Source organism: Chitinophaga sp. MM2321 (genome assembly GCF_964033635.1).
In the GTDB taxonomy this organism is placed as follows: Bacteria; Bacteroidota; Bacteroidia; order Chitinophagales; family Chitinophagaceae; genus Chitinophaga.
On record NZ_OZ035533.1, the window covers coordinates 3,324,508 to 3,338,552 of the forward strand.

Here is a 14,045-nt window from a genome sequence, read left to right on the forward strand (position 1 = left end):
AAAAATAAATTATAACGTGCATGGCTAAACTACCTGTATCACCGGAAAAGATTATCGAACAGTTTGGACCCCATCTCAACTTCGCTCCCCGCGAAGGCTATGTGGGCAGGGACGAACCCGATGCTACTGTGAAAACACATTGCTGCTTCTGTGGCATGCAGTGTGGTATCCAGTTGTTGGTGAAGAATAATAAAGTGGTGGGCTTTGAGCCATGGATGGAATTCCCTTTTAATGAAGGCAGGCTATGCCCCAAAGGCGTGCAGCGTTATTTACAGGACAATCATCCCGACCGTTTGATGGACCCGCTGGAAAGAGTGGAGGGAGAAGGCTTTAAAAAAGTATCCTGGGATAAAGCGATGGACCGGGTAGTATCAGAGATCAAACGTATCCAGCAACAATACGGCAACGATGCCTTCTCCATTTTGTCGGGCGTTTCCCTTACCAATGAAAAAAGTTATCTCATGGGTAAGTTTGCCCGTGTGGCGGTAAAGACCGCCAACCTCGACTACAACGGGCGGTTGTGCATGGTGAGCGCCGGTGCGGGTAATAAAAAAGCATTCGGATTGGATCGTACCTCCAATACTTATGCAGACCTGGAACATGCAGAAGTGATTATAGTAGCAGGCGCCAATGTGAGTGAAACATTTCCGACGCTTACGCACTGGATCTGGCGCGCCAGGGATAATGGCGCCAAACTGATCGTTATAGATCCCCGTGTGATTCCGCTGGCACGTACGGCCGATCTGCACCTGCCTGTAAAGCCGGGCACCGACTCCGCTCTATATGGCGCTATGCTGAAATACCTGGCCGACAACGACCTGCTGGACCACGACTTTATTGATAACCATACCAGCGGCTTCCAGGAAGCCCTTGATGCCGTGAAAGATTATACACTGGAATGGGCAGCAGGTGTAACTGGTATTGAAGCCGGAAAGATCCGGCAGGCAGCCGAATTATGGGGCAGGGCCAAAACCAGCTTCCTGTTGCATGCGCGGGGAATAGAGCATCATTCCAAGGGCGTTGATAACGTGCTGGGTTGCATCAACCTTGTACTGGCTACCGGCCGCATAGGCCGCCCCTATTGCGGATACGGCACCATCACCGGGCAGGGCAACGGGCAAGGTGGCCGCGAACATGGCCACAAATGCGATCAGCTTCCCGGCAACCGCGATATTACCAACCCCGAACACCGGAAATATATTGCCGGCGTATGGGGCATTCCTGAATCCGAATTACCCGGCAAAGGTCTGACAGCATATGAACTGATTGAAGCCATCCATCGCGGCGAAGTGAAAGGGTTGTTGTCGATCTGTTTCAATCCGCTGGTATCTCTCCCTAATAATAACTACGTGCGGGAAGCTCTCGAAAAACTGGAGTTTTATGTATGTATAGATTTCTTCTTAAATGAAACGGCCCGTCATGCCGACATTGTGCTGGCCGGCTCACTACATGAAGAAGAAGATGGTACCGTTACTACTGCAGAAGGCCGCGTAGTTCGTATACGCAGGGCCGTTACCCCGCCCGGCAACGCCCGTGCAGACACGGCGATCATCCTGGAACTGGCGCATCGTTTAGGCGCTGCCGATAAATTCCAATACGCCGATAACGAAGCCATTTTTAATGAACTACGTGTAGCCTCTAAAGGTGGTACTGCCGATTACTTCGGCATCACTTATAAAAAGGTGGAAGATAATATGGGCATCTTCTGGCCTTGTCCTACAGAAGATCATCCGGGTACGCCCCGTTTATGGGAAGATAAAAAATTTGCGACACCCGATGGCAAAGCCCACTTCAACCCCGTAGCCTACAGGGATCCGGGGGAAGTAACGGATGATGAATATCCCGTGGTACTCACCACCGGCAGGGTGGTTTCCCAATACCTGAGCGGCACACAAACACGCCGTATCGGCAAACTGGTAAACCAGATCCCGGAACCGCTGGTAGAGATCCATCCGGAGCTAGCGAAAAAATATAATATCCACCAGCGGGAACTGGTAAGGGTAAGTACCCGCAGAGGCAGCGGTGAATTTCCCGCAAATATTGTAGAAACCATCCGCAAAGACACCGTGTTTGTGCCTTATCACTGGCCTGGTAAAAAATCGGCGAACCAGTTAACACCTGGCACACTCGACCCGGTATCCAAAATTCCTGAATTCAAAGTATGCGCCTGTAAGCTGGAACCACTGGGTATTATCTCAGATCCGGAGAAGGCCCGTGCGTATGATAGTATCTGATTATAAACGACTGAATCATTTATAATATGGAAGTAACAGAATACAAAACCGACATGGCATTTTTTGTAGACATGCAACGCTGCATCGGCTGTAAAGCCTGTGAAATGGCCTGTGCCGAATGTGAAACAAACGGACAGGAAAGCATGATCCATGTAAACTTTGTGGAACGTGCCGTTACCATTCAAACTACCGTGCAGGTGTGCATGCACTGTGATGATCCGGTGTGTGCAAAAGTATGCCCAGCCGATGCCATCAGCAAAGACGATTTCGGCGTGGTACACAGTGCCAATACCGCCCGTTGTATCGGTTGCTCCAACTGTGTGATGGCCTGTCCTTTCGGGGTGCCCAAGAAAGAGGAAAAGTACGACATGATGATGAAGTGCAACATGTGTTATGACCGCACCAGCGCCGGTAAAAAGCCGATGTGCGCCACCGTTTGCCCCAGCCAGGCACTCTTCTACGGTACTTATGAAGAGATCAGTAAAATGCGGCCCAATAGTTCACCGGTGAATACATTCATCTTCGGGGAACAGGTAGTCACCACCAAAGTAAACATCATGATGCCCAAAGGCAGCACCCACTTAAAAGTTCATTAATTAATACCGGAGATATGTCTGATCAACCAGCAAACGACCAACACTGGAAAGATGATTTCCCGATCCGGCGCACGGAAGCCACGCGTGTAAGCCGCCGGGATTTTGCGCGCTTTTTATGCCTTGTTTCCGGTGGCCTTGCTGCCGGCAGCGCCTATGTAGCCATCAAAGCAAATTTCTTTCCACCGGCAGAAGTACAGGGAGAACATTTTGTATGTAAGGCCAGCACCGTACCCGTAGGTGGCACCCGGTCCTTTGTGATTGCAGGAAGTGAAATACCATATATCCTCATCCGCCTGGAAAACGGCGAGTGGCGGGCATATGAACAGAAGTGCACGCACCTGTCGTGCGCCGTTTTTTATAAACCCGGCAGCGGCAAAATAGAATGCCCCTGTCATAACGGTTTCTTCGACGCCATGACCGGGGAAAACCTGGAAGGACCGCCGCCAAGACCGCTCCCTAAACTAGATGTGGTAGTGAAAGGAGATGATATTTATGTAAAAGCATTCAGCAATGGTATTACCTGAAAATAAACCGTGATGAGTAATTTCAAAGAAGCGCAGAATAAAGCGCATCCTAACAAAACAAACACCCTGACGTCTGCCCTTATCGTGATCCTTATTTTAAATGTAAGCATCCAGATATGGCTGTTATACACCGGGCTCAATAATGCATTGGAAAAGAACAGGGACATTGCCTGGCCGGCATTCTTCGCCTCCTTTGGATTATTCCTGATCGGGTTTTGCTGGCTGTATTTTTTGCCGATGGGCAATAAAAAAGCGGATAAGGACTAACCTTTTAGATCTTCAGATTAATCCTGCTGATACCGGGCGTACTATTCAGTTGTTCGGTTACTGCGAGGATCAGTTTCTGATCAGTACCACTTTCAAAAGTCATTTTTATCTGGTAAGATCCGTCATCATTGCTATGCATGATCATTTCCGTTATTTCAATCCCTTTACTTTTAATGATGGCTTCAATTTCCAGCAGCCCTACCTTTTGCAGGTCCAGGACCAGGTAAATGGCGTTGAGCTTCTCACTTTTAAAAAACTTTTTCTCCAGTGGTTTTACAACCGCCAGTATCAATAAAATGATGACGGTAGTGAATACAGCGGCAAGATACAGGCCACTGCCCACGGCCAGCCCCACAGCGGCCACACTCCATAGTCCAGCGGCGGTTGTGAGTCCCTTCACCACCTGTTGTCTGAGGAAAAGGATCGTTCCGGCGCCGAGAAAACCAATACCACTGATCACCTGTGCGGCTATACGCGAAGGGTCCAGCATCACTGCTCGCTGTCCCAGGATATCTTCAAACCCGTAAGTAGATACGATCATCACCAGCGTAGAACCAACAGATACCAGCATATGCGTTCTGAGGCCGGCAGCACCTTCCTTGCGCTGTCTGTCCCAGCCTACAAGGCTTCCCAGTATAGCAGAAATGACTAGTCTTAAAATAGTTTCCCAGGGTGATAGTACAAAAGGACTCATGGTTTCTTCCGATTAGCTACTACAATTTAAGAAAATTACAACTCCGTCATCCGTAATTTCTTCCGGCTAAAATACATTTGATTTTCCCCCTGTTTTATCGTAATTTAATCACGTGCTTCATACCCCAAAAGTCTTTGAAGCAAGATAGCCGGCTATTTATGGCAACATGTCAAAGGATGCATGCACCTGGGAGCCGGGCTACGCAAAATGTCCTCCCATGACACATCGTATTATCCTGCTCCTGGCGATATTATTTGTGCAGCGGCCTGTGCTGGCACAAAGTAAATGGCATACCTATACGCAGGTCAATTTTGGCTGCAACATTTTCCTGACCTATGGCAAAGCACAACATTTTCCGGGGCTGCGGATTTTTGGCGGCGGCAGTATCAACGGCACACATAAAAGCGGTGTAATGCTCAACTATGGCCCATCGCTGGCCATCTACACAAAAACAACCGGCGCTAACCTGAACCCATTGGTAGGTGACATCCAGCTGGATTTCACCAACTCTTTTTCCGCAGGCTATGCCTGGGGCGGATGGCTGGATTACGTAAAACTATTCAGGACCCTGCACAATGCAGACTACTACAACGTGGGCACCATGGCGCGGAATGCTGCCATGCTCACGTCAAATTTCATACTCAACAATCACGGGCGCAACCAGGTCAACGGCGCTGTCACCGGTACTTTCGGGCTCTTCACCTTCAACTATTACAACGATGGCGCAATTCCTTTTAACGTGATTCCGGTGGCAGACAATTTTGACCGTTACTGGACCGGCGGCGGTGGTATCATCATTCACACCCGGGAAGGGTTTAACAGGGTGGAAGTGAACTTTGACCAGTTTACCGGCTACACGCCCCTGCTGTATGAGCTGTCAAATATACTGGGCATCAACCTCCCTTTGTATGATGAAAGCAAAGACCGCAAAGGCAGGAACCAGCCTTACAATTTCAATACTTCTGCCTACCAGGTGAAAGTGTTTACCAGTCGTAACTTTGCGGTGGATGCGGGCATAATCGGTAACCTGATGGATAAAGCAGGCTGGCATTATGGTATACAGGACATCATACATATGAAATTGGGCATGTCCTTACATCCGAATAATGATAATAATAGATTTTTTTTCGGGGGATCGTATAATAATCTGCAACATGTGGACTTCTAAAAAACATATATGCTTCGCCGTTATAACCCTCCTCTTTTGCCAGTGCAAACCAGCGGCAAATTTGTTTACCTACAAGGGACAGATCAACCTGGCATTCTTTGCGCAACTACCAGCAGGACCGGGTAATAACCTGGCAAAAATTGATTCTGTTAAAGTATACCGCGCCGTATTAAAAGAGAAGCTGGTAGAAAGAGATGAAGTACCGGAATACAAACTACTCAATAGCAAAAGCGCATTTGATACGGTAAATTATAAAGTATCCAAAAGCTATCATTACCTGTATCTTTTCCAGGTATACTCCGCCCGCTATACACTTGATACACCCTGGGTATACCTCGGCACCAGCTACCGGCCGGATAACACCTGCACCAATGTAGGCCCGGCATATTACGGCTACTTATTCATGTACCAATATAATATGAAACGGGAACTGAAGGTGAGCAGGAAAAATCCACAATATCAACTGGTTGATAAGGACACCATAGACCTTAACATCGTCCTGGATCGCGTATTCAAGCCGGAGGATGGTTTCATCCGGGTGAAGCAAATGATCCTGGCAGACAAGAATAAAATAGGCGGCACCAAGCCCGTGATCTTTACGATACCAAAGATCTTTAACGATCCTGACGCACTTTTCTTTTCTTATTACAACACTATTAAGTAATCTTAAAACGCAGTATCATGCCAGCCCCCAGAAGAAAGAAGAAGAAACTGCTGAAAGCCATCGCACCGTTACATCCACCCGTAGCGGCAGCACCGCCCGAAGCCATACTGGTACCGCATCCGGCAGCCAACATGATAGCAGCTTCGAAAGGTATACCAGAGGTGCCACCGCAGCCAGCATTTGCGCCACCACCCGAAGCCCCCGTAGTACCTGTATTCACACACGGACTGGTATGTGAATTTATGGAAGATGATAACTTATGGTATGTGATGCAGGTACATCCCGATGGCAGCAGAACGCAATACCTCGGCCCCTTCGGCTCACAGGATTCCTGTAACAAACATCTTCCGGTATGAAAAAGATGCTACTGCTATCGCTGTTGCTAACTTGTGCCCTGCTATGCCGGGCACAAGTGAAATGCTGCGATGATGCGGCCTGTAAAGTTCAGGCCGCCGCTTATGCAGTAAACCTCTCCTATCTTACCAACATACTGGGGAGCTGCGACCAACAGGACAGCACCAATAAACGGCTGCTCCAGCAAATGAAAAACACGGACCCTGCTTCTTATAACAAGTTTGTTACCCTTTGCAAAGAAGTTGTAACATTTACCAGGGACCCGAAAAACACGCTTTGTTTCCAGGATGCCCTGTCCGATGAAACGGCCAACAATGTAAACAGCTGGCTGATATATATGGATCAGACTATTCAGCGCGACGCGAATTTTCCATCGGTCGCATTTTGCCGGGGTTGGGAGAAACGGGTTGAATTAGCACAGGGCGCCGCAAATATTCTCAGTAACAAGGTAGCTTACCTGGGTAGTGTACGTGGTTATATCACTTACACCTTTGCGCCACCACAGGCCTGTGGCGGGCGTTTCAGGCTGTTGGCCGGCCCTGCTTTCTTTCTGCGCGGCAATACGGTTTATACAACACTCAGCACCCGCGTTGCGATGCGGGCAAAAGATCTCGCCTTAAAAAAGATGTTTGTCGGCCTGGGCAACCTCAATATATACGCCGAATACAATACCAGCTTTGTTCATTTCAACCAGGTGGCACTTGGCGCAGAAATACAGCTGGGCGCCTTTGGCGTGAATGCAGCCGTAAACAACGACCTGCAATCGGCACGTCCCGGATTTAGTATAGGCGTTGTATTATTTCACTCCGCTTTCAAAAATAAAAAATGAATGTACTAATAACCAGCGGTGGCGGTGCAAAGGGAGCCTTCAGCGTAGGCGCCCTCAGACATTTGATGACAACAGGCGGCATCACTGCTTTTGACATCATCAGCGGCACCAGCACCGGTGCGCTGATAGCCGCCATGGTAGCAGGAAATAAAATACCTGACCTGGTAGACATCTATCTCAATAACTCAAATGCAGATGTGCTCAATCCACAAAACGCCATTGATAACCTGTTGAATAAAAAGCCTTACCTGTATGATACGGCTCCCCTGGAAAATCAGATCAGGCAACAGATAGACGCCGCTACGTACAACAACATTATGCAGTCCTCCACGCTGCTATGTCTCAACACGATCAGTTTGCAGACTGCCCGGCTGAACATCTTTTCCAACAAAACGGTGCAACCAGATCAGCACTATGATACCAATATTATCGACAGCCGGGAAACGATGATAAACGCCTTGTTGGGCAGCACCAACCAGGCCGTTTTCATGCCGCCTGTAATGATCAACGGCAACCAGTTTGTAGATGGTGGCAACAAGGAAGTGATTCCTACCCGTGTGGTGATCAGCAATCTGTCCGGCGCTGCGGACCACCAGGTATACATCCTCAGTAACAATCCTGACAAGCAGCTACAGCTGACTCAGACCTTCACCGGCCTGCTGGACGTGCTGATGCGCGCTATCACCATATTCATACAGGAAGTGCGGGAAAACGATCTCGAAGTACTCAGAAATTATAAAAAGATTGCACCTGTAAAAATAAAAGTGTTCTATATCTGCCCCGATAAAGAGCTGGACCCGGTATTCCCCACCGGTCTGCGGTTCGATAACCTGCTCATGCAAGCCTGGATGAAACAGGGACAACTAAAGGCAAAAGAGATCCTGAAAAAGTTCCCTGATGGCAACCTGTAGGACATATGCCAATAAAAACATTGATAAATAATACCGGTAGAAGTTATATCTTGTTCCCTCATTGCCGGAAAGTGCCCCCGGCTGTATTGCTATCTTTCGCCATCTCCTTTCATGAAAAAAATACGATGCCTGGCTGCTTGCCTGCTATGCCTGTATGGAGTGGTTCATGCACAGCTGCAACAGCCCTACATACTTAATGGCAGCGCCACACAGCGCACCTGCAATTGCTACGTTCTCACAGAAGACGTGCCGGGAGTGAGTGGAACTGTATGGAATAAAAACAAGATAGATCTCCGGCAATCCTTCAATTATGTATTTGATATCAACCTCGGCTGCAAAGATGCAGATGGTGCAGATGGTGTTGGATTCATATTACAGACAAAAGGCACTAACCTGGGCGCTACCGGCCAGGGACTAGGCTTTAAAGGCATCTCACCTTCCGTTGGTATACTCATTGACACCTGGCAGAACTTTGATGAAAATGATCCTGATTATGATCACCTCACTATTCAGATGAATGGCTTATCGGATCATAACAGCAGCGGTAACCTGGCAGGTCCTGTGCAATTGCTGGATGGGGTGGATAATATTGAAGACTGTCAGTGGCACCTGCTCAGGATCAGGTGGGATGCCGTATCACAACAGCTGGAAGTTAGTGTGGACGGGCAATTAAGGCTGCTTATACAGAAAGACCTCGTGAGTGATATCTTCAGCGGCGACCCGGAAGTGTACTGGGGTTTTGCCGGATCAACCGGTGGCAGTTCCAACAAACAACAGTTCTGCGCCGCCCTGCGACCGGATTTTGATTTTGTAGCACAACAGCAAATTTTCTGTGACGGCACCGCCGTACCCTATACCGACAACTCCAGTTCATTCGGCACTATCACCCGCTGGTGGTGGGATCTGGGAGATGGTACCATTTCAACGATATCGCAACCGTCGCCACACCTATATCCTACCGCAGGCTATTATAATGTGAAACTGGTGATAGAAGATAACAGCGGCTGTATTTCGGATACGCTGAATACGCCGGTCATCATTGGCTCCTACCCGGTGGCAGATTTCAGCACTGCCACGCTTTGCCTGGGAACACCCCTCACCATTGAAGATGCCAGCACCGTCAAGGTAGGTACCCTACAGGATTGGGCCTGGGATTTTGGAAATGGACAGACTGCTGCCACACAAAATCCTTCTTTCCCTTATACCACCGCTGGTAAATACCCGGTACAGTTAAAAGTAACCAGCGCAGAAGGTTGCAGCACCACCACCGAAAAAGAATTGCAAGTGGCGTCCTCACCCGCTGTGATGGCAACAGGCAATAATGTTTGCTTCGGCGAGTTCTCCGTATTTCAAAGCAACAACCTCACACCAAATATCAATATCAAAGAATGGCACTGGGATCTGGGCAACGGCGACCTTGATAACAACCCCGATGTCTCCTACCGGTACCCGTTGGGCGGTGAATATACCGTACAACTGTATGCCGTGAGCGATGACGACTGCACCAGCAATACCGTTTCTCTACCGACAAAAATAGTGCGTGTAAAAGCTGATGCCGGTCGCGACACCATCATATCGGCCAATCAACCCTTGCAACTCCAGGCACTTGAAGCAAACGATCTGCAATATACCTGGTCACCGGCCAGGGGCCTTAGCAACCGGTTCATAGCGGCGCCGGTGGCCGTTCTCCAGCAAGACCAGACCTACGAACTCAGGGTTACCTCGCCGGAAGGATGCAGCGATGCAGACCTGGTGCATGTTAAAGTGTATGAGGGGCCGGCCTTTTATGTGCCGAATGCATTCACACCCAATAACGATGGCCGCAACGATGTATTCCGTGTTATTGCACCGGGTGTACCGAAACTTGATTTCTTCCGGATATGGGACCGGTGGGGACAGGAAATCTTTCAAAGTAACAGTCTCTCCGCAGCCTGGGATGGCACCGTGCGCGGACAACCAGCTGCCGCAGCTACGTACGTATGGATGGTACAGGGGGTGGATTATACCGGAAGACGTTTTAGCAGGCAAGGCACGGTAACGCTTATACGATAAGAAGATATTATCCGCATAAAAAAAGAGGGATGACAGCATAAGCCGTCATCCCTTTTTACAATTATTATGCTTCATTATTTCCTGTAACCAAGGGACCGGTCTTCTACCCATCGGCCATCACCATTCAGTTTCACCGGCACAAACACGCACATCCAGTTTTGTCTTTTGTAGCTGCGTGGTACCCGCATCATGATTTTGTTCCAGCCCTTTTTGAGCTGAAGTGCAGCTGGTGGGCGAGACCAATAAAATTCTTCATCCGTGTATGGTACTTCTTCGGCAGGTTTTCCCCAGCTATGCATCAAAGAGCGGTTAGCGCCGGGTTGCAGCCATTGCGGTGCGGGCACTGCTTTATTATTGACCAGGATGGTACCGCCATTGGCATCCCATTGACCGGCAGCGGGAATACCCGCACTCATACGATCCGATCTGGCAGCCGTTTCAAACCCTATCCACGCATGAATTTCCCTGGCTGTATTACTGAATACCTCCGTGGTGACATAGATGGTTTCCAGGGCGCTATCTGCCAATGCATATTGTTCGATCAATGATTTCACCATCACAATCCCACCCGGTACTGTGATCGCTTTGCCGGGGTTGCTACCTGCTTTTTCAGGTGCAAATGTAGCACTGTCCGGCTGATCATTTGTGCGTATATAAGGGCCATACAGTTGCCACGTCAGGTCACTAAAGGCGACAAAAGGAAAGGGTTCCTTTTTGAAAAAACGGTCGCGGTGATTCGCCAGCCGCTGCTCAAACTCGTTGAAGTGCTGCCAGGCGATTGTTTTCCTGTCGGGAAGTACATCCAGGTAAGTTTTTACAAACGTTGGCCGGCCACACCATACCGCTTCACTGTAAGTGATAGCGCCGGGCCACACCGGGTTATGCAATAAGATTTTTTCCTTGTCATCTACCCTGACATCCGGCCAGCAACAAAGGATACCGCCCAATGCCATCGAATCACCTTCTTTGCGTCCGCAAGGTTGCTGAAAAAAGTAGCGTTGCACCAGGTTCAGTGCATTGCGGGAATTGAGGTAGCCGGCATAGGAGTCTACCATCGGGTTACCATCGGAAGCCCTGTACTCACCTAGACCAACATCCCACCATAACTGTTCAATACTTCCGGGGGGCGCTTTCAGCCCCGGATTCCATATCATCACTTTACGGCCATGCGCTATTACACGCGCCGACATGCGCCGCATGAATGCTTCCGGATCGGGAATATGTACTTCATCAGAGCCGAGGTGAATGACCGGGCAGTCTGCCGCCGGGATTTCATCACAGAATTCATCCAGCAGTTTTTCCAGTACCGCCATCCCTTGCTCACTACCCATTTTAAAGCCGAAAGTGGGTTCAAAATAAGCACTGTGACCAGGCATATCCAGTTCAGGAATAACAGTGATATAACGTTCACGCGCATACGCAATCAGCTCCCGGATGTCATCAAAGCTGTATGACAGCTCCGGGTCCCTGGTGGGCCGCCTGTTGGCTGCTTCATTGAGCTGCGGGAAAATACGGCTCTGCGGGCGCCAGGCCGGGTTATCTGTCAGGTGCCAGTGAAAAGTGTTGTACTTATAGGTGGAAAGAATATCGATTTGATGTTTCAGCGCGCTTATTTCCTGGAAATTACGCCCGGTGTCATGCATGAGGCCACGGAGACCAAAAGCAGGCCAGTCGAGGATGGTACAGCCCGGAATGGTCCATATATTATTTTGTTGCAGGAGTAACTGTTTCAACGTTCCTACACCATAAAAAAGACCAGCGGCATCTTTCCCCGTGATCACCACACCGGCAGCGGATGCCCGTAAAGCATACCCTTCAGCTTTTGTAGCAAGGTGTTTATCTGTTTGCAGCCTGATAGCACCGACAGGTGTTGGATCGCCGGCTTTCAGTACACGCTGCACGGTTTTAATACCGGCAGCCGACAAGGTTGCTTCCAATACGCGTACTGCATTTTTAACGGTATCTGTAGCCGCATACGCAATAACCACACTCCCTTTGCTTGTCCACGGTTCTTTGTGCCATTCCACCTGTTGCGGAAAAGGGATCAGTGCAACAGGAGCAGCGTGTAACTGCGCCAGTGTATGAGGCCCCCGCCATTGCTCGGCGTTTTGCTGTGCGTTGTTTTGCAGAAACAGCAAGATGCCCAGTAGTGATAAAAAAAATGATCTCATCTAAAAAAATATTTCCGGTAAATGCGAATAAATGTTGGTCTGTAAGTTAATCAGTTCCTTTCATATCCTTACCAACCTTCGCTTTTCGTACACAAGGTGTTCGTCTGTATTTCTTTGGCAGGAATAGGCAGATAATAATTCCGTTTGCTGAAGTTGGCAAAGCGGATCGGGTCCTGCGCTTTCAGTTCCTGCTCCAGCAATCCCCATCTTCTCAGATCATAAAAACGTTCGCCTTCTTTAAAAAATTCTATGGCCCGCTGATGGATCAGTTCCTGCTTTACCGCTACGGCATCTTTTGCACCGGCGTAAGGTAACAGGTTGCCACCGCGGGTCCTGATCTGATCAATGTATCCGATAGCACCGCCGGGATTAGCGGTTTCCAGCTCACATTCTGCCAGCAATAAAATAACATCCGCAAAACGCATGGCACGTTCATCAATAGTAGAAGCTATATCTGCGGCTTCTTCCGTGCGTGTTTTTGAATTTGAATATTTAATGATCCAGTAGTTATTGAGTTCATCTGCATTCAGGGCCTGCTGGATCGGTTTCATGTAATACATGCACCCCGGATAATTCCAGGCTACGGAGGTGGTTACACGATAATCCATACCACCACCTGCGGCTTTCTCCTGCAGGAAGATGTCCATCATCTTTTTTGTAGGCCATGCTTCAAACCAGCCTTTCACACTACCGGCGGCATATTCCACTGCTATCGTAGTAGTTTGTGCGGAGTTAGCGCCTTCGCCGTTGTCCCACTGATCAGTACCCCCTACTCTTTCGTAAAGGATTTCAAAAATGCTCTCGCTGTTATGTTCATGCGCCTCGTCAAAATTCCAGGCATAGTCAGCTACCAGTTGATAGGTATATGGTGCTTTGGTAAGCGGCTCCAGGGTGCCTTTCGCTTCCGGCCACTTTTTCGTGTATACATACAACTTGCCGAGGTAAGCATAGGCGGTACCGCTCGTAGGTTTGCCGATATCATTTTTAAGTGGCAGCAAACCGGCTGCTTCTTTTAAATCGGTGGCTGCCTGCGCATAGATATCCGCCTGTGGCGACTTTGCCATCGGGAAACTGGCAGGGTCCTGCGAGGGGATCAGGCGCAACGGCACATCTCCAAACTCCCGTGCCAGCATAAAGTAATACATCCCACGGATGAATAACGCTTCCGCACGTACGCCGGAGATAAATTCGGCGGGGAATGGCTTGCCTTCTATCTCTTTCAAAATACTATTGGCCCGGTAGATGGCATTATAAAACTGGTAGAAAATATTCTGTGCCACCGCGTTATTGGGATCGTTGGTAAAACGGTGCATGCTATAGATCTCATTGATATCATTTCTGAATTCAATGTCGTCTGCACGGCTGATGCGTGTCATCAGGCCACGTGTTCCATAGTAGCCGCCGTTCCAGTTTTTCAGTGGCGTATAACAGGCAGTAATGGCCTGTTTAAAATCACTCTCGTTGCGCCAGAAGGTTTCACTGGTGAGCTTATTGGGATTGGTAAGATCCAGTTTGTCCGAACAGCTGCTGAAAACAATTACGGCAAAATATATCAGTGTCCATTTATACTTGTTCATAGTT

13 protein-coding genes are annotated in these 14,045 nt (G+C 48.9%); 10 read left to right on the top strand and 3 right to left on the bottom strand.

Features of this window, described 5'->3' with window-relative positions; all coding sequences use genetic code 11:
- Positions 1-20 precede the first annotated feature (20 nt).
- Genes ABQ275_RS12940 through ABQ275_RS12955 form a run of 4 tightly spaced genes read left to right on the top strand, consistent with a single transcriptional unit; the run spans position 21 to position 3,621 of the window.
- Positions 21-2,234 carry a molybdopterin oxidoreductase family protein gene (locus ABQ275_RS12940; RefSeq protein ID WP_349318735.1) on the top strand — a complete coding sequence of 738 codons (2,214 nt, stop codon included), beginning with the start codon at positions 21-23 and terminating at the stop codon, positions 2,232-2,234.
- Positions 2,235-2,260: 26 nt separating this feature from the next.
- On the top strand, positions 2,261-2,830 hold the full coding sequence (locus tag ABQ275_RS12945; RefSeq protein ID WP_349318736.1) for a 4Fe-4S dicluster domain-containing protein: 570 nt from the start codon (positions 2,261-2,263) through the stop codon (positions 2,828-2,830).
- 14 nt (positions 2,831-2,844) lie between these two features.
- Positions 2,845-3,354: a Rieske (2Fe-2S) protein gene (locus ABQ275_RS12950; RefSeq protein WP_349318737.1), complete on the top strand. Its 510-nt coding sequence runs from the start codon at positions 2,845-2,847 to the stop codon at positions 3,352-3,354.
- A 12-nt stretch (positions 3,355-3,366) separates the two neighbouring features.
- A complete protein-coding gene (locus ABQ275_RS12955) occupies positions 3,367-3,621 on the top strand; it encodes a DUF6755 family protein (RefSeq protein ID WP_349318738.1) in 255 nt (84 codons plus the stop codon).
- A 4-nt stretch (positions 3,622-3,625) separates the two neighbouring features.
- Here ABQ275_RS12955 and ABQ275_RS12960 read toward each other — a convergent pair whose 3' ends face one another.
- A complete protein-coding gene (locus ABQ275_RS12960; protein ID WP_349318739.1) occupies positions 3,626-4,315 on the bottom strand; it encodes an MgtC/SapB family protein in 690 nt (229 codons plus the stop codon).
- Positions 4,316-4,532: 217 nt separating this feature from the next.
- Here ABQ275_RS12960 and ABQ275_RS12965 point away from each other — a divergent pair, with 217 nt between their 5' ends.
- From ABQ275_RS12965 to ABQ275_RS12990, 6 genes are all read left to right on the top strand, one after another.
- Positions 4,533-5,483 (top strand): hypothetical protein, encoded by a 951-nt coding sequence (locus ABQ275_RS12965; RefSeq protein ID WP_349318740.1) that lies wholly within the window; start codon positions 4,533-4,535, stop codon positions 5,481-5,483.
- The gene (locus ABQ275_RS12970; protein WP_349318741.1) at positions 5,470-6,147 is read left to right on the top strand and encodes a hypothetical protein; all 678 of its coding nucleotides are present in this window, start codon (positions 5,470-5,472) and stop codon (positions 6,145-6,147) included. Before ABQ275_RS12965 ends, ABQ275_RS12970 begins: the two co-directional genes overlap by 14 nt.
- Before the next feature lie 17 nt (positions 6,148-6,164).
- Positions 6,165-6,503 carry a hypothetical protein gene (locus ABQ275_RS12975; protein ID WP_349318742.1) on the top strand — a complete coding sequence of 113 codons (339 nt, stop codon included), beginning with the start codon at positions 6,165-6,167 and terminating at the stop codon, positions 6,501-6,503.
- The gene (locus tag ABQ275_RS12980) at positions 6,500-7,330 is read left to right on the top strand and encodes a hypothetical protein (RefSeq protein WP_349318743.1); all 831 of its coding nucleotides are present in this window, start codon (positions 6,500-6,502) and stop codon (positions 7,328-7,330) included. Before ABQ275_RS12975 ends, ABQ275_RS12980 begins: the two co-directional genes overlap by 4 nt.
- Positions 7,327-8,241, top strand: coding sequence for a patatin-like phospholipase family protein (locus ABQ275_RS12985; RefSeq protein ID WP_349318744.1), 915 nt, complete (start codon positions 7,327-7,329; stop codon positions 8,239-8,241). Before ABQ275_RS12980 ends, ABQ275_RS12985 begins: the two co-directional genes overlap by 4 nt.
- Before the next feature lie 111 nt (positions 8,242-8,352).
- Positions 8,353-10,293, top strand: coding sequence for a lectin-like domain-containing protein (locus tag ABQ275_RS12990; RefSeq protein ID WP_349318745.1), 1,941 nt, complete (start codon positions 8,353-8,355; stop codon positions 10,291-10,293).
- Positions 10,294-10,367: 74 nt separating this feature from the next.
- Here ABQ275_RS12990 and ABQ275_RS12995 read toward each other — a convergent pair whose 3' ends face one another.
- Together ABQ275_RS12995 and ABQ275_RS13000 are read right to left on the bottom strand one after the other, a co-directional pair.
- Positions 10,368-12,464, bottom strand: a complete 2,097-nt coding sequence (locus tag ABQ275_RS12995) for a beta-N-acetylhexosaminidase (RefSeq protein WP_349318746.1) — start codon at positions 12,462-12,464, stop codon at positions 10,368-10,370.
- A 68-nt stretch (positions 12,465-12,532) separates the two neighbouring features.
- Positions 12,533-14,041: a RagB/SusD family nutrient uptake outer membrane protein gene (locus ABQ275_RS13000; RefSeq protein WP_349318747.1), complete on the bottom strand. Its 1,509-nt coding sequence runs from the start codon at positions 14,039-14,041 to the stop codon at positions 12,533-12,535.
- Between the last annotated feature and the right edge of the window lie 4 nt (positions 14,042-14,045).

What these genes read in the sequence shown, in the direction of transcription:
- ABQ275_RS12940 (WP_349318735.1), top strand. Translation starts at nt 21, where the DNA reads ATGGCTAAACTACCTGTATCACCGGAAAAGATTATCGAACAGTTTGGA.
- ABQ275_RS12945 (WP_349318736.1), top strand. Translation starts at nt 2,261, where the DNA reads ATGGAAGTAACAGAATACAAAACCGACATGGCATTTTTTGTAGACATG.
- ABQ275_RS12950 (WP_349318737.1), top strand. Translation starts at nt 2,845, where the DNA reads ATGTCTGATCAACCAGCAAACGACCAACACTGGAAAGATGATTTCCCG.
- ABQ275_RS12955 (WP_349318738.1), top strand. Translation starts at nt 3,367, where the DNA reads ATGAGTAATTTCAAAGAAGCGCAGAATAAAGCGCATCCTAACAAAACA.
- ABQ275_RS12960 (WP_349318739.1), bottom strand. Translation starts at nt 4,315, where the DNA reads ATGAGTCCTTTTGTACTATCACCCTGGGAAACTATTTTAAGACTAGTC.
- ABQ275_RS12965 (WP_349318740.1), top strand. Translation starts at nt 4,533, where the DNA reads ATGACACATCGTATTATCCTGCTCCTGGCGATATTATTTGTGCAGCGG.
- ABQ275_RS12970 (WP_349318741.1), top strand. Translation starts at nt 5,470, where the DNA reads ATGTGGACTTCTAAAAAACATATATGCTTCGCCGTTATAACCCTCCTC.
- ABQ275_RS12975 (WP_349318742.1), top strand. Translation starts at nt 6,165, where the DNA reads ATGCCAGCCCCCAGAAGAAAGAAGAAGAAACTGCTGAAAGCCATCGCA.
- ABQ275_RS12980 (WP_349318743.1), top strand. Translation starts at nt 6,500, where the DNA reads ATGAAAAAGATGCTACTGCTATCGCTGTTGCTAACTTGTGCCCTGCTA.
- ABQ275_RS12985 (WP_349318744.1), top strand. Translation starts at nt 7,327, where the DNA reads ATGAATGTACTAATAACCAGCGGTGGCGGTGCAAAGGGAGCCTTCAGC.
- ABQ275_RS12990 (WP_349318745.1), top strand. Translation starts at nt 8,353, where the DNA reads ATGAAAAAAATACGATGCCTGGCTGCTTGCCTGCTATGCCTGTATGGA.
- ABQ275_RS12995 (WP_349318746.1), bottom strand. Translation starts at nt 12,464, where the DNA reads ATGAGATCATTTTTTTTATCACTACTGGGCATCTTGCTGTTTCTGCAA.
- ABQ275_RS13000 (WP_349318747.1), bottom strand. Translation starts at nt 14,041, where the DNA reads ATGAACAAGTATAAATGGACACTGATATATTTTGCCGTAATTGTTTTC.